Here is a 24159-nt window from a genome sequence, read left to right as displayed (position 1 = left end):
GGCCTTATCGCCAGCAAGCCGGCTCCTACAGGGAGGTGTTGCTTTTCAGAGCTGATCGAAATCCAGTACCACTTTGTCGCTGATCGGGAAGGCCTGGCACGACAGCACATAGCCGGCGGCCACTTCGTAGTCTTCCAGGGCGTGGTTGCTGTCCATTTCCACTTCGCCTTCGATGACCTTGCACTTGCAGGTCGAGCACACGCCGGCCTTGCACGAGTAGGGCAGTTCCGCACCTTGCTCGTTACCCGCGTCGAGGATGCTCATGCTGTTGCGCGGGAGGTCGAAGGCCAGGGCGCGGCCGTCGCTGATCACGGTGATCTGGCTCACCGCTGAATCCACTTGGCGCGCCGCCTCACGGGCTTCGCGTTTTTGCTCGCTGCCGGCGGCGGCGAACAGTTCGAAGTGGATGCGCTCGGGTTGCATGCCCTTGGCCTTGAGGCTGTCGCGCACGGTCTCGGTCATTTCCTGCGGGCCGCAGATGAACGCGGCGTCGAGGGCCTTGACGTCGAGCCAGCGGCTGAACAGTTGCTCGCACTTGTCGGCGTTGATCCGGCCGTTGTACAGGTCGACGTCCTGCTGCTCGCGGCTGAACACGAAGATCAGGTTCAGGCGTTGCAGGTAACGGTTTTTCAGATCTTCCAGTTGCTCGCGAAACAACGCGCCGGAGCTGGAGCGGTTGCCGTATAGCAGCGTGACGCGGCTGTGGGGCTCGGTTTCCAGGGTGGTCTTGATGATCGACAGGATCGGCGTGATCCCGCTACCTGCCGCCACGGCCAGGTAATTGCCATGGCGCGCCGGGTCGAGTTCAACGCAGAAGTGCCCGGCCGGTGGCATCACTTCCAGGGTGTGTCCGGCTTTCAGTTGTTCGTTGGCAAACGCCGAGAAGCGCCCACCCGCCACACGCTTGATGGCGACACGCAACTCACCGTCGTTGACCCCGGTGCAGATCGAATAGGATCGACGAACTTCTTCGCCGTCCAGTTGGGTGCGCATCACCAGGTGCTGGCCTTGGGTGTAGTGAAAGCTGTCTTGCAATTCCTGCGGAATCTCGAAGGCGATGGACACCGCGTCACGGGTCTCGGCGCGCACGTCCTTGATGGTCAGGCTGTGAAATTTGCTCATTGTTATTCTCCAGCTGGGACGGCCGATTCGCCGCTCAGATGCACTTGAAATAGTCGAACGGTTCCCGGCAATCGACGCAGCGATACAACGCCTTGCACGCGGTGGAACCAAACTCGCTGAGCACCTCGGTGTGGGCGCTGCCGCACTGCGGGCACACAACCTGCGGGCTTTCACCGAGCAGGCTGCGCTTGCTGGTGCTGCCCTCGGGCGGTGCGATGCCGTAGGCGCGCAGACGTTCGCGACCGCTGTCGCTGATCCAGTCGGTGGTCCAGGCCGGGGTCAATTTGCGTTCCAGTTGCGGCGCCTTGAATCCGGCGAGTTCCAGCGCTTCGCGGATGTCGCTCTCGATCACTTCGGTGGCCGGGCAACCGGAGTAGGTCGGCGTGACCACCACGTGAAGGTGACCGGCCTGCCAGTCGAGGTCGCGGACGATGCCCAGGTCAACCACGCTGACCACCGGCACTTCCGGGTCCATGATCTCAGACAGAATCGCCCACGCAGCCGCCAGGTCGGTCGGTTGAGCCGGCCGGGCGCCGAGGTCGCTGGCGATCAAATCACCAGGTTGCATCGGGATACGCTCGTGGCAGGAACTGCATTTCAGCCAGCAGAATGCCCAGGTGTTCGGTGTGCAGGCCGGTACGAGCATTCAGGTAGAAATAGCTCGGCGCGGCAGGCACGGGCAGGGTGGCGCTGGTGAAAATCTGCTCGACCTTGGCTTGCCATTGGGCAGCCACGCTGGCGATGTCCGGGGTAATGCCGGCTGCGTTCAAGCGTTGTTCACTGTCATCGGCGGCGATGAGTTCGATGGTGAAGCGCCAGACTTCGGGGATTGCCGCGAGCATGCGCTTGTGGCTTTCCTCGGTGCCGTCACCCATGCGCTCGATCCATTCGCCGGAGCGGCGCAGGTGATAGGTCACTTCCTTGACGGCTTTGGCGGCGATCCCGGCGATGCGTTCGTCGCTGGACTGGCTCAGACCTTGCACCACCGGCAAGTGCCAGGCGTCGTAGAGGAACTGCTTGAGCATGGTCACCGCGAAGTCGCCGTTGGGTTGTTCCACCAGCAGCAGGTTGCGATAAGCGCGTTCGTCGCGGCGGAATGCGAGGTCATCGGCATTACGGCCGTCGTCCAGCAGTTCAGCGGCGTATTCCAGCCAGTTGCGCGCCTGGCCCACCAGGTCGAGGCCGACGTTCATCAGCGCCAGCTCTTCTTCCAGTGCCGGGGCCTTGCCGCACCATTGGCACAGGCGCTGGCCCTGGATCAGGGCGCTGTCGCCGAGGCGCAACAGGTATTCGATCAGATCAGTCTTGTTGTCCATGGTCGACCTCACATGTGCCCGACTTCGGCCGGCAGCTCGTAAAAGCTGGCATGGCGGTAAACCTTGTCGTCCGACGGATCGAACAGCGGGTCTTTTTCATCCGGCGACGAGGCGGTGATCAGCGCCGAAGGCACCACCCACAGGCTCACGCCTTCGCTGCGACGGGTGTACAGCTCGCGCGCGTTCTCGATGGCCATGGTGGTGTCGGCGGCATGCACGCTACCGACGTGCTTGTGGTTGAGGCCGTGCTTGCTGCGCACGAAAACTTCGAAGAGGGTCCACTCGGACATTTCAGTTACTCCACATCAGGTGGCCGACTCAGGCGGCGTTCTTGTTTTGTTTTTTGCGGGCGTGGGCGACGGCGGCTTCGCGAACCCAGGCACCGTCTTCAATCGCCTTGCGGCGGGTGGTGACGCGTTCCTGGTTGCACGGGCCGTTGCCCTTGAGCACTTCGTAGAACTCGCTCCACTGGATGTCGCCGAAGTCGTAGTGGCCGGTTTCGGCGTTCCACTTAAGGTCCGGGTCTGGGCAGGTGCAGCCCAGCAACTCCAGCTGCGGAATGGTCTGGTCGATGAAGCGCTGGCGCAGTTCGTCGTTGCTCTGGCGCTTGATCTTCCAGGCCATGGATTGCGCGCTGTTCGGCGAGTGTTCGTCGCTTGGGCCGAACATCATCAGAGACGGCCACCACAGGCGGTTGATCGCGTCCTGGACCATGTCTTTTTGCGCCTGGGTACCGTGGCGCATCATGGTCAGGAGGATTTCGTAGCCCTGGCGCTGGTGGAAGCTCTCTTCCTTGCAGATGCGCACCATGGCCCGGGAGTAGGGGCCGTAGGACGTACGCTGCAGCACCACCTGGTTGACGATCGCCGCGCCATCCACCAGCCAGCCCACCGCGCCCATGTCGGCCCAGTTCAGCGTCGGGTAATTGAAGATGCTCGAATACTTGGCCTTGCCGCTGTGCAGCTTGGCGATCTCTTCATCGCGGTCGGCACCGAGGGTTTCCATGGCGCTGTACAGGTACAGGCCGTGGCCGGCTTCGTCCTGGATCTTGGCCATCAGTTGCAGTTTGCGTTTGAGGCTTGGCGCGCGGGTGACCCAGTTGCCTTCGGGCAGCATGCCGACGATTTCGGAGTGGGCGTGCTGGGAAATCTGCCGGATCAAAGTCTGGCGGTAAGCATCTGGCATCCAGTTCTTGGCTTCGATCTTGATTTCTGAATCGATTTTTTCCTGGAAGGCGCGTTCCTCTTCGGACATTTCCGAGAGGTCCTTGATGCGCTTGACGCCTGTTTCTACGAGCTGTGCGTACATTTTTGTTCTCCCGCCTTGAATCTGTTCTGAGGCATGGAGAACTTTATAAGCGATACGGAAATTAATATCAAACACAAAATGACGTGTCGTATTTGTTTTTTGTATCGCTTTGGATGGGGGGTCGCTTTTTTGGGGGGGTGTACATATCCGTTGCTGCGGTAATGGCGACTTATGGTTCCGCTCTTACAGCGGGTCACTTTTGGCAAACGCCCGGAGTGCCGGCCCAGCCAAAAGTAACCAAAAGGTCTCGCCCCTTACGTACGGCCCCTCGCTGAGGCTCGGCTTTCCTTCGCTCCGGCATTCATCCGGGGGCATTGCCCTCCGGTCTGCTTCGCTACGACCTACATGCAATGAGTTCGACTGCGTCGAACGGCGCTGCGCGCCAATCCCCGGATGAACACCTCCACTCAGCCTCCCGAGGGGGCGGGTGGATCAAAAGCGAAAGGCGAGCTAACGCTCGGCCTGATGAGTGGTGAGAAGCGTGGTGTACGCCAATCAACTGTAGGAGCTGGCTTGCCAGCGATGGCGGCCCAACAGCCGACCTGAATTCGCGGATGTATCACTTTCCCGAGATCAAAAGCGGAAGGCGAGCTAACGCTCGGCCTGGTGAGTGGTGAAGAGCGTGGGTGTACGCCGATCAACTGTAGGAGCTGGCTTGCCAGCGATGGCGGCCTTACAGCCGGCCTGAATTCGCGGATGTATCACTTTCCCGAGATCAAAAGCTGCAGGCGAGCTAACGCTCGGCCTGATGAGTGGTGAGGAGTGTGGAGGTACGCCGATCAACTGTAGGAGCTGGCTTGCCAGCGATGGCGGCCCAACAGCCGACCTGAACTCGCGGATGTATCACTCCGTAGGAGCTGCCGAAGGCTGCGATCTTTTGATCCTGCCTGTAAAAAAACAGAGTCAAAAGATCGCAGCCTCGTTGCACTCGACAGCTCCTACAGGGGGGCGCGTACGCATCAGAACCAGGCCGGCCGGTAGGCCGCCTCGGGCGCTTTTGCGGTGTACGCCCCCTCGTGAGGCCGAGTGGAGGTTCTGCGCAGTGGGTAACCCGGCATGGATGCCGGGTTAGCCGCCCCCGGCCATGGATGGCCGATGGCGGCGGGCCCACGGAGCAGGACCGGAGCGAGGGCATGCCGAGCCACGGCGAGGCACCGAATGTCAGGGGCAAGAGCCCTTGGTTACTTGGGGCTTTTCCAAGTGACCCGCTGTAAGAGCGGAACCATTGGCGGCCGTTACCGAAGAAACGGATATACACACGAAACCCAAAAAAAACCCCGCAATAAGCGGGGCCATAAAGGGTGCAGCAGTCATGCTTTAGGACGTTTATCCAACACGTGGCAAGCCTTGCCCTCCGACCGTTTGATCGAATGAAACGGCTGCAAAACAATCCGCGAGCTGATCCCGATGTACGTCTTGATGTGCTTGCTCAGCTCCCCGCAAACAGCCTTCTGCTGTTCCTCGGTCAGATGCTGGTGCTCAGCCTTGAGCTCGACATGCACATCCACGCTGTCCAGGTTGCCATTGCGATACAGATGGATCTCATAGCATTCGGCAAGTTGTTTAACTTTGAGAACCTGTTCCTCGATCTGCGTCGGAAACACGTTAACGCCACGAATGATCAGCATGTCATCGCTGCGCCCGGTGATCTTGTCGATGCGCCGCATCGGCCGTGCGGTGCCCGGCAGCAGGCGCGTCAGGTCGCGGGTGCGGTAGCGGATCATCGGCAGGGCTTCTTTGCTCAATGAGGTGAACACCAGTTCGCCCATCTGTCCGTCCGGCAGCACTTCGCCGGTGACCGGGTCAATGATTTCCGGGTAGAAGTGGTCTTCCCAGATGGTCGGGCCGTCCTTGGTTTCGGCGCATTCCATGGCGACACCCGGCCCCATGATTTCCGAGAGGCCGTAAATATCCAGCGCCGTAATGCCCAGGCGGTTCTCGATGGCGCTGCGCAGTTCGGCGGTCCACGGCTCGGCGCCGAAGATACCCAGGCGCAGGGCCAGTTTGTGCGGGTCGATGCCCTGGCGCTCGATTTCATCGGCGATGTTGAGCATGTAGGACGGCGTGACCATGATGATGTCCGGCTGGAAATCCTTGATCAGCTGTACTTGTTTTTCGGTCTGGCCGCCGGACATCGGAATCACCGTGCAACCCAGGCGTTCAGCGCCGTAGTGCGCGCCGAGGCCGCCGGTGAACAGGCCGTAGCCGTAGGAAATGTGCACCTTGTCGCCACGGTGGCCACCGGCGGCGCGGATCGAACGCGCCACCACGTTGGCCCAGGTGTCGATGTCGTTCTGGGTGTAGCCGACCACGGTCGGTTTGCCGGTGGTGCCGCTGGATGCGTGCAGGCGCACGATGTCGTTCATTGGCACGGCAAACATGCCGTAGGGATAGTTGTCGCGCAGGTCGGCCTTGGTGGTGAAAGGGAATTTCGCCAGGTCGTCGAGGGACTTGATGTCATCGGGGTGCACGCCCAGCGCATCGAAACGCTGACGGTACAGCGGCACGTTGTTGTAGGCGTGGTTCAGGCTCCAGCGCAGACGCTCCAGCTGATGCTGGCGCAGCTCGTCGATGCTGGCGGTTTCCAGCGGGTCCAGCACAGGATTCAGCACGGCTTGGGCTATTGGCATGTTCATGTGTTCACTCGAATTGTTTTTGTGTTCCAGCCCTTTTGCGCAAGGGCTTTGAGTGCATGCCCCAAGGATACCTCTCGGCTCCTTGGGAATCGCGATTCTTTAGTGGGATAGACGCTCAATGATCAGCGCAATCCCCTGGCCGACACCGATGCACATGGTGCACAGGGCGTAACGGCCATTGCGTTCTTCCAGTTCGTGCAGGGCGGTGGTGACCAAGCGTGCGCCGCTCATGCCTAACGGATGACCCAGGGCGATGGCGCCGCCGTTGGGGTTGACCCGTGGATCGGTGTCGCTCAGGCCCAGTTCACGCAGCACCGCCAGACCTTGTGCGGCGAAGGCTTCGTTGAGCTCGATCACGTCCATGTCGGCCAGGCTCAGGTTGGCCACTTCCAGCACTTTGCGCGTGGCCGGGACAGGACCGATGCCCATGATCCGTGGTTCAACGCCGGCGGTGGCCATCGCGACAACGCGGCCCCGTGCGGTCAGGCCGTGACGCTTGGCGACTTCCGGGCTGGCCAGCAGCAATGCGCAAGCGCCGTCGTTAACCCCGGAGGCATTGCCAGCGGTAATGCTGCCGCCTTCGCGGAACGGCGTACCGAGTTTCGCCAGCTGCTCAAGCGTGGTGTCGCCACGGGGGTGTTCGTCGTGCTCGACCACTTTGGCCGGACCTTTACGCTGCGGAATTTCCACCGCGACGATTTCCTTGGCCAGACGCCCGTTGGCCTGTGCGGCAGCGGCGCGTTGCTGGCTGCGCAGGGCGAAGGCGTCCTGATCGGCGCGGGAGATGTTGAACTGTTCGGCGACGTTCTCTGCCGTTTCTGGCATGGAGTCGATGCCGTAGGCCTTTTTCATCAGCGGATTGACGAAGCGCCAGCCGATGGTGGTGTCGAAGATCTCGGCTGACCGGGAAAACGCCTGCTCGGCCTTGCCCATCACCAGCGGTGCGCGGGACATGGATTCCACGCCGCCCACCAGCATCAAGCCGGTTTCGCCGCTGCGAATGGCGCGGGCGGCGGTGCCGATGGCATCCAGCCCGGAACCGCACAGGCGATTGAGGGTGGTGCCCGGCACGCTGACCGGCAACCCGGCCAGCAGCGCCGACATGCGTGCGACGTTGCGGTTGTCTTCGCCAGCCTGGTTGGCGCAGCCGTAGATCACGTCGTCGACCGAGGTCCAGTCGACTTGCGGGTGACGGCGCAGCAGTTCGCGCAAGGGTACGGCGCCGAGGTCGTCGGCGCGCACACCGCTGAGGACGCCGGCGTAACGGCCAATCGGGGTGCGGACTGCGTCGATGATCAGGGCGTCATTCATTGGGAGTCTCCTGCGCCAGCACCGGGCCGCGCACTTTGTAGGATTTGCCGTGGAACAGGGCGATCAACTGACCCTGCTGGTTTTCGATGCGCACGTCATAGTTGCCGGTGCGACCGGAACGGCTCTGCTCGATGCAGTCGGCGTTCAGCGTGTCGCCCAGGCGCGCCGGGGCGATGTAGTCGATGCTGCAACCGATGGCCACGGTGGCTTCGTTGTAGCTGTTGCAGGCAAAGGCGAACGCCGAGTCGGCGAGCGCGAACAGATAGCCGCCGTGGCACGTGCCGTGGCCCTGGACCATGTCGGCCCGCACGGTCATGCCGACCCGGGAGCAACCGGGGCCGGCCGAGAGCAGGCGCATGCCCATTCCCAGGCTGGCGGCGTCACGCTGGAGCAAAGCCTGGGCGCATTCGCTGGCCAACGTCATGGCTTCATGATTAGTCATGGAGGTTTCTCCCTTCGGCGACGCGACGGCGCAGCAGCAGCGACGGCCGGTAGCGTTCTTCGCCATAACTGGCTTGCAGGTTTTCCAGCGTTTGAAGAATGTGCGACAGGCCAATGGCATCGGCCCAGGCCAGCGGCCCTTGCGGATAATTGACCCCGGCGCGCATGGCCAGATCGATGTCGGCGGCCGAGGCCACGCCTTGCAGCAGGGCGTCGGCCGCTTCGTTGGCGAGCATCGCCACGGTGCGCAAGACGGCGAGTGCCGGGCTGTCGCTGAGCAGGCTGACCTTGAGGCCGGCCCGTTGCAGCAGGGCAACGCCTTGTTCGAGCGCGACCGGATCGATCCCGGCCGAGTAGCTGATAGCGATGCGTTTGGCTTGTCCATAATCTGACGCCAGATCCAGCAGAATCAGATTGCGCAATCCATCTTCCTGGGCGCGCTGACAGGCCATGCGCCCGTCGCTCAGGGCCAGTACGGCATCGCCGACGCGCAGCAATCCTTGGCCGTCGCGCTGGATGATTTCGATGCCGTGTTCCTGCATGCGTGGAATCAGGCCCCGGGCGATGCCCAGATGACCTTCGATCACGCAGGTCTGGATTGCCGCGTCACTGCTTATTTCGGCAGGCTGTGGGCGCACCGCACCCTCGGCATAACTGTAGAAACCCTGACCGCTCTTGCGTCCCAGGCGTCCGCCGTCCACCAGTTCTTTCTGGATCAGCGACGGCAGGAAGCGGGTGTCCTGGTAATAGGCGTCGAACACCGAACAGGTCACGGCGTAGTTGACGTCGTGGCCGATCAGATCGGTCAGCTCGAACGCGCCCATGGCAAAGCCGCCGGCTTCGCGCATCAGGGCATCCAGTGTCGGGCAATCGGCGGCGCCTTCCTGCAACAGGCGCAGGCTTTCGGCATAGAACGGCCGGGCCACGCGATTGACGATAAACCCCGGCGTCGAGCGGGTGTGCACCGGTTTTTTGCCCCAGGCCTTGGCGGTGTCGTACAGGCATTCGGCGAGTTTCGGATCGCTGGCCAGGCCGGAGACGATTTCCACCAGCGCCATGACCGGTGCCGGGTTGAAAAAGTGCAGGCCGAGCAGGCGATTTGGATGTTCGAGTTGCGCGGCGATGCTGGTGATCGACAGCGACGAAGTGTTGCTCGCGAGGATGCAGTGCTCGCCGCAAATACCTTCGAGTTGACGGAACAGGGCGCGTTTGACCTCAAGGTTCTCGACGATGGCTTCGATGATCAGATCGCAGTCAGCCAGGGTTTCGATGGTTTCTGCCGCTTGCAGGCGGGCAATCGTCGCGCTACGCGACTCGGCGGACAGCTTGCCGTTCTCGACTCGCTTGCCCAGTTGCCGATCGATACCTTCAATCGCTTGAGCGGCAGCGCCGGGACGATTGTCCAGCAGTAATACCGGATGGCCGGCCTGGGCCGCGACCTGGGCGATACCGGCACCCATGGCCCCGGCGCCGATCACGGCGATGCGTGCGTTGGTGTTCAGTGCGGTCATGACTCAGCGTCCCTTGAAGCTTGGGGTGCGTTTTTCCATGAATGCGCCGACGCCTTCGCGGTAGTCCTCGCTGCGCCCGGCCAGGCGTTGCAGGTCTTTTTCCAGTTCCAGCTGTTCGTCGAAACTGTTGCTCATGCTGGCGTTGAGGCTGCGTTTGATCAGTGCCAGGCCGTAGGTCGGTTGGGTCGCCAGATGGCGGGCCAGTTTCAGCGCTTCGTCGCGTAAATCGGCGTCGTCCACGCACTGGTAGATCAAGCCCCATTGCTCGGCTTGTTCGGCGCTCAGGCGATTACCCAGCAGGGTCAAAGCCTTGGCGCGGGCCATGCCGACAAGGCGCGGCAGGGTCCAGGTGCCACCGGAGTCAGGGATCAGGCCGATCTTGCAAAATGCCTGAATGAAACTCGCCGAACGCGCCGCCAGCACCAGGTCGCAAGCCAGCGGAATGTTGGCGCCGGCGCCAGCGGCGACGCCGTTGACCGCGCAAATCACCGGCATAGGCAGGTCGCGCAACTGGCGGATTAGCGGGTTGTAGAACTTTTCGATGGACTCGCCCAGGTCCGGCACAGCGCTGCCTGGCGCGACATTGCGGTCGCTCAGGTCCTGCCCGGCGCAGAAACCGCGGCCTTCGCCTGTCAGCAGCAGCACGCGCACGTCCGGGTTTTGCCGAACTTGCTTGAGTGCTTCCTTCACTTCGCCATGCATCTGGGTGTTGAAGCTGTTGAGCTGGTCCGGCCGATTGAGGCTGAGCAGCGCGACGCCGGCGTCGATGGAAAACAGGATGTGTTCGAAATTCATGGTCTTGGCGCTCTCTTGGCGGTCGTTCGAGTTCTGGGATTACTGGCCGGTGAAGGTCGGCGTGCGCTTTTCCTGAAAGGCAGCGATGCCTTCGTCGCGGTCACGGGTGCCCGCCAGCACGGTGAAGGCATGGCGTTCGAAACGCAGGCCGCTGGCCAGGTCGGTGTCCATGGCCTTGAGCAGCGCTTCCTTGGCCAGGCGCACGGCCAGCGGTGCCTTGGCCGCAATGTTGCGGGCGATGTGCAGGGCGCGTTCGACGGTGAATTCCGGCTGGGTGACTTCGCTGACCAGGCCGGCGCGCTGGGCCTGGCGGGCGTCGATCGCCTCGCCGGTCAGCACCATTTGCATGGCCATGGATTTGCCAACGGCGCGCAGCAGGCGTTGCGTGCCACCGGCGCCGGGCATGATCCCGAGATTGATTTCCGGCTGGCCGAAGCGGGCGTCTTCACCGGCAATGATGATGTCGGCGTGCATCGCCAGTTCGCAGCCACCGCCGAGGGCGAAGCCGTTGACGGCGGCGATCAGCGGTTTGCTAAAGCAGGTAATGGTTTGCCACGAAACCTGGCGCGGGTCGTCGAGGATGCCGACCAGGTTGCGTTCGGCCATTTCCTTGATGTCGGCGCCGGCGGCGAAGGCCTTGCGACTGCCGGTGAGGACCACAGCGCGGGTGTCGGGGTCGGCTTGCGCGATATTCAGTTCAGCGGCCAGTTCGCCCAGCAACTCGGTGGTCAAGGCGTTCAGGGCTTGCGGGCGCTGCAGGGTAATCAGGCGGACGCCAGGCTCGATCAATTCGACGGCAAGGGTCAGAGGCATGGCGGATGCTCTCGCGGTGCACGCTCGGCGTGGTGCCGGCTTGTTATTGGATCGGCCGCGGGGGCCGGTTTTGCCCAAGTATAGCTATAACGTGATACGTAAATGCAATACGAAAATAGATTTAATGTGTCCTAATGGTGTGGTTTTTGGTTTTTCATCTTCCTTGTAAAGGGATGCTGGCAGCAGGAATATTCCAGAAAACATTGGGTTTTGTGGCGATTTTAGAGACGTCATGGCATTCGTCGGAAAGGTGTATTTCAAGTGATACGGTTTTTAGTCTTTGTGCTGTTAAAAGTGATGTGATACAAAATGAGTCATTATTCGCATCGCTTTGTGAAGGAAGTCTCCATGACCTGCTACAGCCTTGATGGCCTGACTCCGGTGGTTGATCCGAGCGCTTATGTGCACCCGTCCGCCGTATTGATCGGTGACGTGATCATCGGCCCGCATTGCTATGTCGGTCCGCTGGCCAGCCTGCGCGGGGACTTCGGGCGAATCGTGCTGGAAGAGGGCGCCAACTTGCAGGACACCTGCGTGATGCACGGTTTCCCCGACAGCGACACGGTGGTCGAACGCAACGGCCACATCGGCCACGGCGCGGTGTTGCACGGTTGCCGGATCGGTGCCGACGCGCTGGTGGGCATGAATGCGGTGGTGATGGACAACGCCCGCATCGGGCCGCGTTCATTCGTTTCGGCGGCAGCGTTCGTCAAGGCCGGGTTCGAATGCCCGGAGCAGTCGCTGGTCATGGGCGCCCCGGCCAGCGTCAAGCGCACCCTCAGCGATCAGGAAGTGGCCTGGAAGATGGCCGGCACCCGGGAGTATCAGCAACTGGCCCAGCGTTGCCTGACGCAGATGCAGGTCTGCGAACCGCTGAGCGAACCGGAGCCGGATCGCCCGCGTATTAGTGACAGCGGGTTACGCCCAAAAGGCAGCAACGCATGAACACCGACCCCCTGTAGGAGCCGGCTTGCTGGCGAAGCGGTGTCAGCTACCTTGGTGTCGACTGACACACCATCGCCAGCAGGCTGGCTCCCACAAGGGATTGGGCTTAACCCCATAGCTTTCGGTATATTCCTTTTCTTTTTTTGCACGGAACGCCCATGTCGTCCCTGACGCCCTTGAACCATCTGATTACCCGCTTCCAGGAGCAGACGCCGATCCGCGCCAGCTCCTTGATCATCACGTTGTACGGGGATGCCATCGAACCCCATGGCGGCACTGTCTGGCTGGGCAGTCTGATTCAGTTGCTCGAACCGATCGGCATCAACGAACGGCTGATCCGCACTTCGATTTTCCGCCTGACCAAGGAAGGCTGGCTGACCGCCGAAAAAGTCGGTCGTCGTAGCTACTACAGCCTGACCGGTGCCGGACGCCGCCGTTTCGACAAGGCCTTCAAGCGGGTCTACAGCACCACGATGCCGGCATGGGATGGCTCGTGGTGTCTGGTGATGTTGTCGCAACTGACCCAGGACAAGCGCAAGCAAGTGCGCGAAGAATTGGAATGGCAAGGCTTCGGCGCGATTTCGCCGATGGTGCTGGCCTGTCCGCGTAGCGACCGTTCCGACGTCAACGCGACGCTGCTCGACCTCGGCGCCCAGGAAGACACCATCGTTTTCGAAACCACCGCCCAGGACGTGTTGGCCTCCAAGGCGCTACGCCTGCAAGTGCGCGAGAGCTGGAACATCGAAGAGCTGGCGACCCATTACAGCGAGTTCATCCAGCTGTTCCGCCCACTGTGGCAAGCACTTCGCGAGCAGGAAAACCTGCAACCGGCCGATTGCTTCCTGGCGCGGATCCTGCTGATTCACGAATACCGCAAGCTGCTGCTGCGCGACCCGCAACTGCCGGACGAGTTGTTGCCCGGCGATTGGGAAGGCCGCGCCGCCCGACAGTTGTGCCGCAACATTTATCGTTTGATTTACGCCAAGGCCGAAGAGTGGCTCAACAGCGCACTGGAAACGGCCGACGGCCCGTTGCCGGATGTCGGTGAAAGCTTCTATCGACGTTTCGGCGGACTGAAGTAACACGTCATTGTTCCGGGAGTGGTGCGGTTCAGGAGACTTGAAGCATCCCGATGTCGTGTGGATTGACGTAGACAATAAAAATAAGCCTGCGTGAGGCCTGACATGATTTCTACAACTGCACAGCGCCATGATGGGTTCGACCTGTGGATCCATCAGATCAACCAGATCTGTGGCGCCTTCAACGCACAACCCCTGGGCAACGAGTTTGCCGGTCGTATCCGTGAATACCAGAGCGATGCGCTCAAGCTCAGTTTTGTCGACGTATGCCAGGCCCGCCTGTTTCGAACGCCCCAAGAGGTCGCGGCGGGTGAGGGCGGCAAGTACTTCGCGGTGTTCCAGCTCGAAGGTTCGGCGGGCATGGCCCAGGGCGACGACAAGGTGTTGCTGTCACCCGGCGACATCACGCTGATCGATGCCGCACGGCCCAGCGATTTCACCTACGGCGAAAATTCCCGGCAGCTGTCGTTGATCCTGCCGCATCAAGTGGTCGAGCAAACCCTGCGCTTCAATCAGATCAAATGCGGTCACCGGATCGCCGCGTCATCCCCCATCGCGATGTTGTCACACCGGTTGATCCTGGATGCCAGCCGTCAACAACACCTGACCCGGGAGGAAAGTGAAGCGACGCTGGAGGCGATTGTCAGTCTGTTGCGCCCGGCGATCAGCCAGAGCGACGACTGCACCGATCCGCATGAGCGCATTTTCCGCAAGACCTTGAGCTTTATCGACGCGAACATTCGCTCCGAAGAACTGTGCCCGGAATGGCTGGCACGGGAAGTCGGCATGTCGACCCGTGGCCTGTACCGGATGTTTGCCAAGAAGGGGTTGGTGGTGGCGCGTTACATCAAGAACCGTCGCCTGGATTTGTGCGCCGAATCCCTGCGGCGTTCGGGCAAGGAGCAGAAGTTGTCGGTGCTGGGTTATTCGTGGGGTTTTTCTGATTCGAGCTATTTTTCGACGGCGTTCAAAACGCGCTTCGGCATTGCGCCGGGGGAGTATCGCAAGCAGCACGCGTGATTGTTGTGCATGAACACCACCTGATCCTGTAGGAGCCGGCTTGCCGGCGATGGCGGTCTTGAGTCGTACGTCGAACTTTCGGACGCCATCGCTGGCAAGCCAGCTCCTACAGGGGTTACTGCGTGTCTACTTCGGTGCGTTGAGGTTCAAGGTCGGCGTTTCATCGAAGAAGTTCCACGGCTTCAACAGCACATGCACCCACTCCGTCGGCATGATCGGCCATTCCTCGGCCCGGGCGATGTGGGTGGTGCCGGTGGTCAGCCAGACCACGTCGTCGGTGTTCTCGATGGACTGGTTATCCTGAGTGAACTGCCCCAGCCCCGAGTCTTTGTCCGAGCGGTTCGGGTACTTGCCTTCCGGGTACTTTTCCTCCGGGTTGTACTGCGTCACCCACAACTGCTTGTCCATGAAATTCAGGCGATGGTAGAGCCACTCGTCCTTGCCGAAGTTGGCGCCCTTGGCCACCGGATGCGTACCGCCGGCATACGGAATCAGTTGATAGGAAACGGTGTTGCCGACCTTGTTTTCCTTGCCGGGGTTGCTCAGCAGGCGCACGGTCGACGGGTCGAATTTCTGCGCCGCTTGCTGTTCGGTGGTGACCACTTTGGTGTCGGTCTGCATGGTGCTGGTGCGCGGGCCGCCACGGTCGTTGGGCAGCACCACCGGGTTCACTTCCACCAGTGAGTTCTGCTCGCCGTCCACGTCCATATCGAGGCGGAAGTTATAGATGTGCTGGTGCGTGGTGCCGACGATGTTGTGGTCCAGCAAGGTGCCGTAGCGCGTGTCTTCCTTGGCGGTGTCTTCGTGCATGGTCTTGGACTTCACGCCCTTGACCGCTTCGATGCCGGTGGCGCCGGCATCGATGCCGATGGTGCCGTTCTGCTGGAAGACCCAGTCGAAGATGTAGTCGTAGTTGCCGACGGTGCTGATCCAGCGCACTACCAGTTCACGGCGTTCGGTACTGAGGTTGGGTTGGCCCATTTCCTGGTGCTTGTATTCCGGGCCGGCGTAGCGCTCGAACACCGCCATGGCGCGCGGGATCGAGGTTGGGGCGCCAGTGTAGTCGGCGATGGTGGCGTCCAGCAGCACGGCGTTTTCCGGGGCGTCTTTGCCACGGGCAATCGGCGAGGTCAGCGTGCCCATGCCGTAGTCGCCGGAGTCGAGGTACGCCTTGAAGTACCAGCCGACATCCGGGTCGCCGTAAGGCACGATCATGCCGCCCAGCGAGCCTTCGTACATGATTTTGCGCTTCTTGCCCTTGTCGTCATAAGTGACGGTGGACAGGATCGGGCCGACCCGCGAATCGAGGCGGACGTGGAAATCCCAGTTCTGCCAGTGAATGCTGTTGCCGGTGATGGTGTAGTTCTTGCCTTCGGGCTCGGTGATTTCCAGCGGCTTGACCGTCACGCCCTTGCGTCCGCGGCCGTCATACGGCGTCGGTTTCATCGGCACCGGAATGAGCGCATCGTCTTCGATCTTGATCAGCTTCTTCTGTTCCAGATCAACAATCGCCACCAGGCCTTCGATCGGGTGCGCCCAGTAGTTGCCGTCATCGACATTGAGGTAGCTGACGATTTTCAGTAATCGCTTGTCCTGCGCCAGGCCGTCCTTGCCATCGAAATAGCCGACGGTCAGCGGTGTGGCCACGACTTTCTTCACGTCGTTGATGCCGCGCTTGGCCAGGGCCTGCGCGTATTCGGGGCTGTTTTCCACGGCCGTTTGCACCGCGACGAAATCGTCGAGCAGCACCATACCGTGGGCGCCTTCGATCGGCTTCCAGGACTTGAGCTGTTTGCTGTCCAGATCCACCAACGCTTCGATCACATGCTTGCCGTCCAGCACCACAATATTGGCCTGGCGCGGCTGCGTGACGTTTTGCCCGGTGTAGACGAAATTCCACACCTGATCCTTCGGCGGCGTCTTGACCGAGATTTCGGTGAAGCGGAAACCGGGTTTGTAGTTTTCCGATTGCTTGACGATGTCCACCGCCGCCGTGATTTCGGCTGCGCTCAGAGGATTGAGCGGGTTGGGGCGGGTCTCGACGACAAAGGTCGTGTCCAGGCCGGACTGGAACACCTGATTGATGAAGTCCTTGGACATGAAGGCCGTCTTGTCCTTGAACACCACCGGTACCGTCAGCTCCATGCGCTTGCCGTTGAGCATGGCCACTTTGCTGTTCGGCTTGACCTTGAGGTAGACCCCGTCCTTGGCGATGGTGAACAGGTTGGCATAGTCGTCCCACTTCACCGTGGCGCCAAACTCCTCAAGCCCTGCTTGCAGTGGCACCATTTCGGCATGGCCGCCATGGGCCTGGGCATTGCTCGCCCAAAAAGGCAGGCCGAGTGCGCTCAGGGAGATGGCCAGGGCGAGCCGGGCAAGGGGGGATCTTTTTGGCAACGCTGTGGGGTTGAACATAGGGGAGATCCTGAGGAGAAGCCGGGTACGGGTGTTTTTGTACTGTGCTACAACTCGCGCAGTTCTGCTTTGGAATTGCTGCCAGATTCCTTTGGCTCTGTGCCGTCAATTGAATCGCCCGAGTGATCCTGCATGAGGATTGACACCCGGAGGGTGAGCCTGAGGGTGTTGCTGCGCATTTCGATCATTAACTTGTGAGTTTAGGTCATTGAGTGAGAGCGAAGCGGCTCTTAGTCTGTCGGACATGTCAGATGGGGGCCGTAGAGCTCCTGCATATTTCCGTGATCGCTCGAAGTGGAGTTACCGATGACCGCCGCTCATTACCCGCACCTGCTGGCTCCGCTGGACCTGGGTTTTACCACCTTGCGCAACCGCACCTTGATGGGTTCAATGCACACCGGCCTTGAAGAGAAACCGGGTGGCTTCGAGCGCATGGCCGCGTACTTCGCCGAGCGGGCCCTTGGCGGCGTCGGCCTGATGGTGACTGGCGGAATCGGCCCGAACGAAGAGGGGGGCGTGTACTCCGGTGCAGCCAAGCTGACTACCGAAGAGGAAGCGCTCAAGCACCGCATCGTCACCCGTGCCGTCCATGATGCGGGCGGCAAGATCTGCATGCAGATCCTCCATGCCGGTCGTTATGCCTACAGCCCGAAACAGGTGGCGCCCAGTGCGATCCAGGCACCGATCAACCCGTTCAAGCCCAAAGAGCTGGACGAGGAAGGCATCGAGAAGCAGATCAGCGATTTCGTCACCTGCTCGGTACTGGCGCAAACCGCCGAGTACGACGGCGTGGAAATCATGGGCTCCGAAGGTTATTTCATTAACCAGTTCCTCGCCGCTCACACCAACCACCGCACCGACCGCTGGGGCGGCAGCTACGAAAATCGTATGCGCCTGCCGGTGGAAATCGTGCGTCGTGTGCGTGAAGCGGTAGGCCCGAACTTCATCATCATTTTCCGCCTGTCGATGCTCGATCTGGTCGAGGGCGGCAGCTCCTGGGAAGAAATCGTGCTGTTGGCCAAGGCCATCGAACAGGCTGGCGCGACCATCATCAACACCGGTATCGGCTGGCACGAAGCGCGGATTCCAACCATCGCCACCAAAGTTCCGCGCGCGGCCTTCAGCAAGGTCACGGCCAAGCTGCGTGGTTCGGTCAATATTCCGCTGATTACCACCAACCGTATCAACACCCCGGAAGTGGCCGAGCAGATCCTGGCGGAAGGCGATGCCGACATGGTGTCCATGGCGCGGCCGTTCCTGGCCGATCCGGATTTCGTCAACAAGGCCGCCGAAGGGCGCGCCGATGAAATCAACACCTGCATCGGTTGCAATCAGGCCTGCCTCGATCACACCTTTGGCGGCAAGCTGACCAGTTGCCTGGTCAACCCGCGTGCCTGCCATGAAACCGAACTCAACTATCTGCCGGTGCAGCAGTTGAAGAAAATTGCCGTGGTCGGTGCCGGCCCTGCCGGTTTGTCCGCCGCGACCGTGGCCGCAGAACGTGGTCACCAGGTGACGCTGTTCGACTCGGCCAGCGAAATCGGTGGTCAGTTCAATATCGCCAAGCGCGTGCCAGGCAAGGAAGAGTTTTACGAAACCATTCGCTACTTCAACCGCAAGTTGCAGACCACCAACGTCGAGGTGTGCCTGAACACCCGTGTCGACGTCGCTGTACTGGTCGAAGGCGGTTACGACGAGATCATCCTGGCCACCGGCATCGCGCCGCGCTTGCCGGCGATTCCGGGCGTGGACAACGCCAAGGTGCTGAGTTACCTGGACGTGATCCTTGCGCGCAAACCGGTCGGCAAACGTGTCGCGGTGATTGGCGCCGGTGGTATCGGTTTTGACGTCTCGGAATTCCTCGTCCATGAAGGCGTAGCGACCAGTCAGGATCGTGCTGCGTTCTGGAAAGAATGGGGCATCGATACGCACCTGGAAGCTCGCGGTGGGGTTGCCGGTATCAAGGCTGCGCCTCACGCGCCGGCCCGCGAAGTGTTCCTGCTGCAACGCAAGAAATCCAAGGTTGGCGATGGTCTGGGCAAGACCACTGGCTGGATTCACCGCACCGGTCTGAAGAACAAGCAGGTACAAATGCTCAACAGCGTTGAGTACTTGAAGATCGACGACGAGGGCCTGCACATCCGCATTGGTGAAACCGGCGAGCCGCAAGTGCTGCCAGTGGACAACATCGTGATCTGTGCCGGGCAGGATCCATTGCGCGAGCTGCATGACGGGCTGGTGGCGGCGGGGCAGAACGTGCACCTGATCGGCGGCGCGGATGTCGCGGCGGAGCTGGATGCGAAGCGGGCGATCAATCAGGGTTCGCGGTTGGCGGCCGAGCTGTAACACACATTCAGACCACCCACCAAGGTGCTGCTAAGATGCCGGATCTTTCCAAAGATCCGGCATCATGCTTTCTTCTCCAGACAACTGGCTTCCTCACGCTCCCCTCGAACCCCTTCACCTCGACTGGCTGGCCCGCGCCGGCATCGAAGTCGCGATCCTGCGCCTGGATCAAATCGATCCGCTGATCAGTGGCAACAAGTGGTTCAAGCTGATCGAACACCTCAGGGCGGCAGAAGTCGCGGGCGCCGAGGGCATCATCAGCCTCGGTGGCGCCCATTCCAATCACCTTCATGCGCTGGCGGCGGCGGGCAAACGATTCGGTTTTTCCACCGTCGGGCTGTTGCGCGGCCATCCACAGCAAACCCCTACGGTGGGGGATTTGCAGGCATTTGGCATGCAGTTGCACTGGTTGGGTTATGGCGGATATCGCGCCCGGAATGAACCGGGTTTCTGGCAGCCGTGGCAAACCCGATATCCGACGTTGCATGCGGTGCCTGAAGGGGGCGGTGGTTTGCCCGGTGCTCGGGGTTGCATGCAGTTGAAGGAAACGGTTTGCGCGCAACTGGAGGGTTTGGGCTGGAGCGACTACGACGGCTGGTGGCTGGCCTGCGGCACTGGCACCACACTGGCCGGTCTGGTGCTGGCTGAGGCGGGGGAACATCCGGTTTACGGCGCGTTGGCGGTGCCTGATGACCATGGCGTGGCGCAGCAGGTCGAATTGATCATGGAGCAAGCGGGGGCGGTGGACCCCGTGTATGAACTGTTCGATGCCAGTCGCGGCGGCTTTGCGAAGGTCGATCCAATGCTGCTCGACTTCATCGAACAGACCGAGCAGGTCAGCGGCATTCCACTGGAGCCTTTGTATACCGGCAAGGCTTTGCTGGCGCTGGAGCAGCAAGTCGAAGCAGGACAGTTTGCCAGGGGCACACGACTTGTCTTTATCCACACGGGCGGCTTGCAGGGGCGTCGCGGGTTTGATTCACCGATCTGAAGGGCATCGCCAACCAGTGTGGGAGCGAGCCTGCTCGCGATGAGGTCAGGTCATTCAATACATCTGTTGAATGATAGGGCGCCATCGCGAGCAGGCTCGCTCCTACAGTTTTACAGGTGGTCTCAGGTATCGCGGTTCACCCGTTTTGGCATCATCCGCAACAACGTGTTATCGCCCACCACATAATGGTGATACAGCCCGGCAACAGCATGCAGGCCGATCAGCCAGTAGCCAATGGTGCCACCGAGCACATGCCAGCCTTCCAGTTGTTTGGCGAACGCCTTGTCTTCGGCCACCAGCAACGGCAGGTCGAAACCGTAGAACATCACCTGATTGCCTTTGGCGCTGGTGATCAGCCATCCGAGAATCGGCATGGCGATCATGAAAACATACAGCGCCCAATGCATCAGCCTGGCCAGCACCGTTTGCCAGCGCGGTGAGGCCGGAAAGATTTGCGGGGCCGGGCCGAGGCTGCGCGCGAACAATCGCAGCCAGACCAGAACGAATACGGTCAGGCCGAGCATGAAGTGTGATTCGACGATCAGCGTGCGGCCGCCACTGCCCTTGGGAAAAATCCCTCGAAGCTCGATACAGGCGTAAACCAGCACCAACAGGACCAGCATCAACCAATGCAGCGCAATCGATACGGTGCTGTAGCGCGAGGCGGAGTTTTTCCATGGCATACAGTGTTCCTCAGAGGTCCGGTTTAAAGCCACCGTTCTTGTTCGACGGTGTGCTTTAACTCTAAGCCCGTTTCACTGGGTTTGCCTGAGGCTATTGGTCGCGGGATGCTCTGATTCAGCTAATAGACAGGAAAAACGCACCGCCCCCTGTAGGAGCGGTGTTTTGTTGTGATCAACTCGACTGCGGCACCTCGCCATTGGCCAGACGCTTGTTGATGTCAGCGATCACTTCCGGCAAATCGGTGATGGTGTCGATCATGTAGTGCGGGCGCGAGCCTTCGAACATGGCGTGGATGCGCTTGCGTTCGCTGTCCAGTTTGTCACTGGCCAAGGCGCGATAACCTTCGTAGTCCAGACCCAACGCGTTGCCCGAGCAGATCAGTGCCACGGTCCACATGCCGGCACGACGGCCTTCAAGAATGCCTGGCACGGTGTCGTCGATCTTCACGCAAGCGGCGACATCGTCGATACCCAGGGCGATGACGTTGGCCAGCGCCTGGGCCGGCCATGGACGGCCGTTCGGCACTTCGTCGGTGGCGACCACGTGGTCGGCAACGTAGCCGTTGGTGGCGGCCAGTTCGACCACTTTGTCCATGACCTGCTTCGGGTAGCCGGAGCAGGAGCCGATCTTGATCCCTTGTTGGCGCAAGTTGGCGATGGTGTCCAATGCCCCTGGGATCAGCGCCGAGTGCTCGGCGATTTTTTCAATCTGCAGCGGCATGAAACGCTGGTAGATGGCGGTGACGTCATCGTCGGTCGGCGTGCGGCCGAACACCTTGCGATAACGCTCGGCAACTTCGGGCTGATCGCAGAGGGTGCGGATGTGATCCCACTTGCCCATGCCCATCGGGCCACGCGCTTCTTCGATGGACACCTGGACGTCGAACTCGGCGAAGGCTTCGACGAAAATCTGGGTTGGCGCGAAGGAACCGAAGTCGACGACGGTACCGGCCCAGTCGAGGATGGCGGCTTGCAGCTTGGTTGGGTTGGTGTAGTTCATGTCTGGAAATCCTTTGGCAACTGACTAATGGGGGCTGCTTTTACTGTGGGAGCCAGCCTGCTGGCGATGAGTGCCTGACATTCAACGGATGTGTTGGCTGACAGTCCGCTATCGTGAGCAGGCTCGCTCCTACAGGGGGAATGTGGTGTGGGTTAGATCTCTAACACTTCCATCTCGCGCAACACTTCAGCAATCGCGGCCACGGCTTCGCGCATCTCGGCCGGTTGGACGTAGCCGATGCAGCCGACGCGGAAGGTTTCGACCTGGGTCAGTTTGCCGGGGTAGAGGATGTAACCCTTGGCCTTGACCCGTTCGTAGAAATCCTTGAACGCGTAGCGCGGATCTTTCGGGGCGTGGAAGGTGGCGATGATCGGCGCCTGGATAGCGGCCGGCAGGAAACTGCGCAGGCCCAGTTTGCCCATCTCTTCCATCAATGCCTGGCAGTTGGCAACGTAGCGCTTATGCCGGGCCGGCAAGCCGCCTTCTTCGTTGTATTGCAGCAGGGCTTCGTGCAGCGCGGCGACCACGTGGGTCGGCGGAGTGAAGCGCCATTGGCCGGTCTTGGCCATGTAGGTGTGCTGGTCGTAAAGGTCCATCGCCAGTGAATGCGAGTTACCGGCGGCGCTGGCCAGGGATTCTTTGCGGGCGAAGACGAAGCCCATGCCCGGCACGCCTTCCAGGCATTTGCCTGATGCAGCGATCAGCGCGTCGAACGGGATGTGTTGCGCGTCCACCGGCAGGGCGCCGAAGGAACTCATCGCGTCGATGATCAGGCGTTTGCCGTGTTGTGCAATGACCTCGGCGATTTCCGGCAGCGGATTGAGGATGCCGGTGCTGGTTTCGCAGTGAATCAGCGCCACGTGAGTGATGTCGGCATCGGCGCGCAGCAGACGGTCGACGTCGGCGGCGGTGGTCGGTTCGTCTTCAGCGGTTTCAAAGGTGCTGAAAGTGCGGCCGAGCACTTCGCAGATTTTTGCCAGGCGTTTGCCGTAGGCGCCGTTGATCAGCACCAACACCTTGCCGTCGCGAGGCACCAGCGTGCCGATTGCCGCTTCGACCGCGAAAGTGCCGCTGCCTTGCAAAGGCACGCAGTGGTGGGTGGCGGCGCCGTTGATGATCGCCAGCAGTTGCTCGCACAGGCTGGCGGTCAGTTGATTGAAACGGTCATCCCATGAACCCCAGTCAACCATCATTGCCTGACGGGTGCGGGCCGACGTGGTCAACGGGCCGGGGGTGAGCAGGATGGGGGCGGCAATACTCATTCTCGTGTCCTCGCATTCGATGGGATGAAGCTACGGGGCTTAAATTGCAATTTGCCGACTTATCAATCAAATTGTTTATTGTTATGCCAGCCATCAGTGAGGGTTATCCATGAACCTGTTCCAGCTCCGCGCCTTTGATGCCGTGGCCCGGGAAGGCAGCTTTACCCGGGCGGCCGCACGGTTGTTCATCAGTCAGCCGGCAGTCACCGGGCACATCAAGGCTTTGGAAGAGCACTACCAAATCACCTTGTTGCGCCGCACCGCCCGACGGGTGGAGCTGACGGAGGAGGGCACCAAGCTCGCGGCGATCACCCGGGCGATGTTTGGCCTGGCTGAAGAAGCTCAAGTGATGCTGGAGGCCAACCGACAATTACTGACCGGACGCCTGGAAGTGGCGGCGGACGGTCCGCACATGGTCATGCCAATGCTCGCAAGCCTGCGGGCACGTTATCCGGGGATCACCGTGAACCTGCGCTTGGGCAATGCCCAGGAAACCCTGGCAGCGTTGTTGTCCGAGCATGCCGACGTGGCGGTGCTGACCGAAGTCGAGCCGCGCAAGGGCTTGCACTTGCAAGCGCTGAGCGAATCGCGGATTTGCGCGCTGGTGCCGCACACGCATCCTTGGGCGCAGAAGCCCAAAGGCGTGCAGCTCAAGGAACTGGATCAGGTGATCATGGTGTTGCGTGAACCGAGTTCGATTACCCGGCGCACCTTCGATGAGGCGTGCGCCCAGGCCAAGGTCAATCCACGGGTGTTGCTGGAACTGGACAGCCGCGAAGCGGTGACCGAGGCCGTGGCCGCCGAACTGGGGGTAGGGGTGGTGTCATCAGTGGAGGTCAGCCACGATCCACGGGTGACCGCGGTGCCGATCATTGGCGAGGGGCTGGTGAACCGGCACATGATGGGGTGCATGGAGCGGCGCCGGGATTTGCGTTTGATTCAGGCGTTTTTTGGGTTGGCGCCAGCGTAGGAGCTGCCGAAGGCTGCGATCTTTTGATCTTCGCTTTTAAAAAAAAATCAAAAGATCGCAGCCTTCGGCAGCTCCTTGTATCTCGACTATCGCTCCATCAGGAGCGATAGTTCTCGACTGATCATCGAGGGAGGGTTCTGGAAGCCGTGCAGCTCCTTAGGCTTTATGCCTGTGACGTAGATTGTGCTCCAGCCC

21 protein-coding genes are annotated in these 24159 nt (G+C 61.0%); 6 read left to right on the top strand and 15 right to left on the bottom strand.

Going from position 1 to position 24159, the window contains the following annotated elements; all coding sequences use genetic code 11:
* Nucleotides 1-45: 45 nt before the first annotated feature.
* The 11 genes from paaE to paaF form a co-directional block, all read right to left on the bottom strand.
* Nucleotides 46-1122 (bottom strand): 1,2-phenylacetyl-CoA epoxidase subunit PaaE, encoded by a 1077-nt coding sequence (paaE, locus tag CKW19_RS25840; RefSeq protein WP_095061024.1) that lies wholly within the window; start codon nt 1120-1122, stop codon nt 46-48.
* 34 nt (nt 1123-1156) lie between these two features.
* Complete coding sequence (gene paaD, locus CKW19_RS25835) at nt 1157-1690, bottom strand: 1,2-phenylacetyl-CoA epoxidase subunit PaaD (RefSeq protein WP_095061022.1); 534 nt, start codon at nt 1688-1690, stop codon at nt 1157-1159.
* Nucleotides 1677-2438, bottom strand: a complete 762-nt coding sequence (gene paaC, locus CKW19_RS25830; RefSeq protein WP_095061020.1) for a 1,2-phenylacetyl-CoA epoxidase subunit PaaC — start codon at nt 2436-2438, stop codon at nt 1677-1679. The genes paaD and paaC overlap by 14 nt, the downstream gene beginning before the upstream one ends.
* An 8-nt stretch (nt 2439-2446) precedes the next feature.
* The gene (paaB, locus tag CKW19_RS25825) at nt 2447-2728 is read right to left on the bottom strand and encodes a 1,2-phenylacetyl-CoA epoxidase subunit PaaB (RefSeq protein WP_007943393.1); all 282 of its coding nucleotides are present in this window, start codon (nt 2726-2728) and stop codon (nt 2447-2449) included.
* 28 nt (nt 2729-2756) lie between these two features.
* Nucleotides 2757-3746, bottom strand: a complete 990-nt coding sequence (gene paaA, locus CKW19_RS25820; protein ID WP_095061018.1) for a 1,2-phenylacetyl-CoA epoxidase subunit PaaA — start codon at nt 3744-3746, stop codon at nt 2757-2759.
* Nucleotides 3747-5056: 1310 nt separating this feature from the next.
* On the bottom strand, nt 5057-6382 hold the full coding sequence (paaK, locus tag CKW19_RS25810; protein ID WP_095061016.1) for a phenylacetate--CoA ligase PaaK: 1326 nt from the start codon (nt 6380-6382) through the stop codon (nt 5057-5059).
* A gap of 99 nt (nt 6383-6481) precedes the next feature.
* The gene (gene pcaF / locus CKW19_RS25805; RefSeq protein WP_095061014.1) at nt 6482-7693 is read right to left on the bottom strand and encodes a 3-oxoadipyl-CoA thiolase; all 1212 of its coding nucleotides are present in this window, start codon (nt 7691-7693) and stop codon (nt 6482-6484) included.
* Nucleotides 7686-8135, bottom strand: a complete 450-nt coding sequence (gene paaI, locus CKW19_RS25800) for a hydroxyphenylacetyl-CoA thioesterase PaaI (RefSeq protein ID WP_095061013.1) — start codon at nt 8133-8135, stop codon at nt 7686-7688. The genes pcaF and paaI overlap by 8 nt, the downstream gene beginning before the upstream one ends.
* Nucleotides 8128-9645, bottom strand: coding sequence for a 3-hydroxyacyl-CoA dehydrogenase PaaH (gene paaH, locus CKW19_RS25795; protein ID WP_095061011.1), 1518 nt, complete (start codon nt 9643-9645; stop codon nt 8128-8130). The genes paaI and paaH overlap by 8 nt, the downstream gene beginning before the upstream one ends.
* 3 nt (nt 9646-9648) lie before the next feature.
* Complete coding sequence (paaG, locus tag CKW19_RS25790) at nt 9649-10440, bottom strand: 2-(1,2-epoxy-1,2-dihydrophenyl)acetyl-CoA isomerase PaaG (protein ID WP_095061009.1); 792 nt, start codon at nt 10438-10440, stop codon at nt 9649-9651.
* A gap of 39 nt (nt 10441-10479) precedes the next feature.
* Nucleotides 10480-11253 (bottom strand): 2,3-dehydroadipyl-CoA hydratase PaaF, encoded by a 774-nt coding sequence (gene paaF / locus CKW19_RS25785; RefSeq protein ID WP_095061007.1) that lies wholly within the window; start codon nt 11251-11253, stop codon nt 10480-10482.
* Nucleotides 11254-11601: 348 nt separating this feature from the next.
* Between paaF and paaY the strand changes: the two genes are divergently transcribed.
* The 3 genes from paaY to feaR all read left to right on the top strand — a co-directional run bounded on the left by paaY (nt 11602) and on the right by feaR (nt 14297).
* Nucleotides 11602-12198: a phenylacetic acid degradation protein PaaY gene (paaY, locus tag CKW19_RS25780; RefSeq protein WP_095061006.1), complete on the top strand. Its 597-nt coding sequence runs from the start codon at nt 11602-11604 to the stop codon at nt 12196-12198.
* A gap of 158 nt (nt 12199-12356) precedes the next feature.
* A complete protein-coding gene (gene paaX, locus CKW19_RS25775; RefSeq protein ID WP_095061004.1) occupies nt 12357-13280 on the top strand; it encodes a phenylacetic acid degradation operon negative regulatory protein PaaX in 924 nt (307 codons plus the stop codon).
* 102 nt (nt 13281-13382) lie between these two features.
* Nucleotides 13383-14297, top strand: coding sequence for a transcriptional regulator FeaR (gene feaR, locus CKW19_RS25770; RefSeq protein ID WP_095061002.1), 915 nt, complete (start codon nt 13383-13385; stop codon nt 14295-14297).
* Nucleotides 14298-14423: 126 nt separating this feature from the next.
* On the opposite strand, the gene tynA is transcribed toward feaR, so the two are convergent.
* Nucleotides 14424-16712 (bottom strand): primary-amine oxidase, encoded by a 2289-nt coding sequence (tynA, locus tag CKW19_RS25765; RefSeq protein WP_095061000.1) that lies wholly within the window; start codon nt 16710-16712, stop codon nt 14424-14426.
* Nucleotides 16713-17018: 306 nt separating this feature from the next.
* Here tynA and CKW19_RS25760 point away from each other — a divergent pair, with 306 nt between their 5' ends.
* Both CKW19_RS25760 and CKW19_RS25755 read left to right on the top strand, forming a co-directional pair.
* Complete coding sequence (locus CKW19_RS25760) at nt 17019-19058, top strand: NADPH-dependent 2,4-dienoyl-CoA reductase (protein ID WP_095060998.1); 2040 nt, start codon at nt 17019-17021, stop codon at nt 19056-19058.
* 64 nt (nt 19059-19122) lie between these two features.
* On the top strand, nt 19123-20049 hold the full coding sequence (locus CKW19_RS25755) for a 1-aminocyclopropane-1-carboxylate deaminase/D-cysteine desulfhydrase (protein ID WP_095060996.1): 927 nt from the start codon (nt 19123-19125) through the stop codon (nt 20047-20049).
* A 122-nt stretch (nt 20050-20171) separates the two neighbouring features.
* On the opposite strand, the gene CKW19_RS25750 is transcribed toward CKW19_RS25755, so the two are convergent.
* The 3 genes from CKW19_RS25750 to CKW19_RS25740 all read right to left on the bottom strand — a co-directional run bounded on the left by CKW19_RS25750 (nt 20172) and on the right by CKW19_RS25740 (nt 22994).
* Nucleotides 20172-20732 (bottom strand): cytochrome b, encoded by a 561-nt coding sequence (locus CKW19_RS25750; RefSeq protein ID WP_095060994.1) that lies wholly within the window; start codon nt 20730-20732, stop codon nt 20172-20174.
* A gap of 172 nt (nt 20733-20904) precedes the next feature.
* On the bottom strand, nt 20905-21732 hold the full coding sequence (phnX, locus tag CKW19_RS25745; RefSeq protein WP_095060992.1) for a phosphonoacetaldehyde hydrolase: 828 nt from the start codon (nt 21730-21732) through the stop codon (nt 20905-20907).
* 152 nt (nt 21733-21884) lie between these two features.
* A complete protein-coding gene (locus tag CKW19_RS25740; protein ID WP_095060991.1) occupies nt 21885-22994 on the bottom strand; it encodes a 2-aminoethylphosphonate--pyruvate transaminase in 1110 nt (369 codons plus the stop codon).
* 109 nt (nt 22995-23103) lie between these two features.
* Between CKW19_RS25740 and CKW19_RS25735 the strand changes: the two genes are divergently transcribed.
* Entirely contained in the window at nt 23104-23964 is an 861-nt protein-coding gene (locus tag CKW19_RS25735) for a LysR substrate-binding domain-containing protein (RefSeq protein WP_095060990.1), read from the top strand.
* Nucleotides 23965-24159: the final 195 nt, after the last annotated feature.

The organism is Pseudomonas sp. Irchel s3f7, from assembly GCF_900187615.1.
Taxonomy (GTDB): Bacteria; Pseudomonadota; Gammaproteobacteria; order Pseudomonadales; family Pseudomonadaceae; genus Aquipseudomonas.
The sequence above is the reverse complement of the archived record's forward strand: the minus strand, read 5'-3'. Positions and strand labels throughout refer to the sequence as shown.

Coding starts and splice junctions, on each gene's coding strand:
- paaK (WP_095061016.1), bottom strand. CDS start 6,382: ATGAACATGCCAATAGCCCAAGCCGTGCTGAATCCTGTGCTGGACCCG.
- CKW19_RS25755 (WP_095060996.1), top strand. CDS start 19,123: ATGCTTTCTTCTCCAGACAACTGGCTTCCTCACGCTCCCCTCGAACCC.
- CKW19_RS25740 (WP_095060991.1), bottom strand. CDS start 22,994: ATGAGTATTGCCGCCCCCATCCTGCTCACCCCCGGCCCGTTGACCACG.
- paaE (WP_095061024.1), bottom strand. CDS start 1,122: ATGAGCAAATTTCACAGCCTGACCATCAAGGACGTGCGCGCCGAGACC.
- paaC (WP_095061020.1), bottom strand. CDS start 2,438: ATGGACAACAAGACTGATCTGATCGAATACCTGTTGCGCCTCGGCGAC.
- paaG (WP_095061009.1), bottom strand. CDS start 10,440: ATGAATTTCGAACACATCCTGTTTTCCATCGACGCCGGCGTCGCGCTG.
- pcaF (WP_095061014.1), bottom strand. CDS start 7,693: ATGAATGACGCCCTGATCATCGACGCAGTCCGCACCCCGATTGGCCGT.
- feaR (WP_095061002.1), top strand. CDS start 13,383: ATGATTTCTACAACTGCACAGCGCCATGATGGGTTCGACCTGTGGATC.
- CKW19_RS25750 (WP_095060994.1), bottom strand. CDS start 20,732: ATGCCATGGAAAAACTCCGCCTCGCGCTACAGCACCGTATCGATTGCG.
- paaD (WP_095061022.1), bottom strand. CDS start 1,690: ATGCAACCTGGTGATTTGATCGCCAGCGACCTCGGCGCCCGGCCGGCT.
- paaB (WP_007943393.1), bottom strand. CDS start 2,728: ATGTCCGAGTGGACCCTCTTCGAAGTTTTCGTGCGCAGCAAGCACGGC.
- tynA (WP_095061000.1), bottom strand. CDS start 16,712: ATGTTCAACCCCACAGCGTTGCCAAAAAGATCCCCCCTTGCCCGGCTC.
- paaA (WP_095061018.1), bottom strand. CDS start 3,746: ATGTACGCACAGCTCGTAGAAACAGGCGTCAAGCGCATCAAGGACCTC.
- phnX (WP_095060992.1), bottom strand. CDS start 21,732: ATGAACTACACCAACCCAACCAAGCTGCAAGCCGCCATCCTCGACTGG.
- paaX (WP_095061004.1), top strand. CDS start 12,357: ATGTCGTCCCTGACGCCCTTGAACCATCTGATTACCCGCTTCCAGGAG.
- CKW19_RS25735 (WP_095060990.1), top strand. CDS start 23,104: ATGAACCTGTTCCAGCTCCGCGCCTTTGATGCCGTGGCCCGGGAAGGC.
- paaH (WP_095061011.1), bottom strand. CDS start 9,645: ATGACCGCACTGAACACCAACGCACGCATCGCCGTGATCGGCGCCGGG.
- paaI (WP_095061013.1), bottom strand. CDS start 8,135: ATGACTAATCATGAAGCCATGACGTTGGCCAGCGAATGCGCCCAGGCT.
- paaY (WP_095061006.1), top strand. CDS start 11,602: ATGACCTGCTACAGCCTTGATGGCCTGACTCCGGTGGTTGATCCGAGC.
- paaF (WP_095061007.1), bottom strand. CDS start 11,253: ATGCCTCTGACCCTTGCCGTCGAATTGATCGAGCCTGGCGTCCGCCTG.
- CKW19_RS25760 (WP_095060998.1), top strand. CDS start 17,019: ATGACCGCCGCTCATTACCCGCACCTGCTGGCTCCGCTGGACCTGGGT.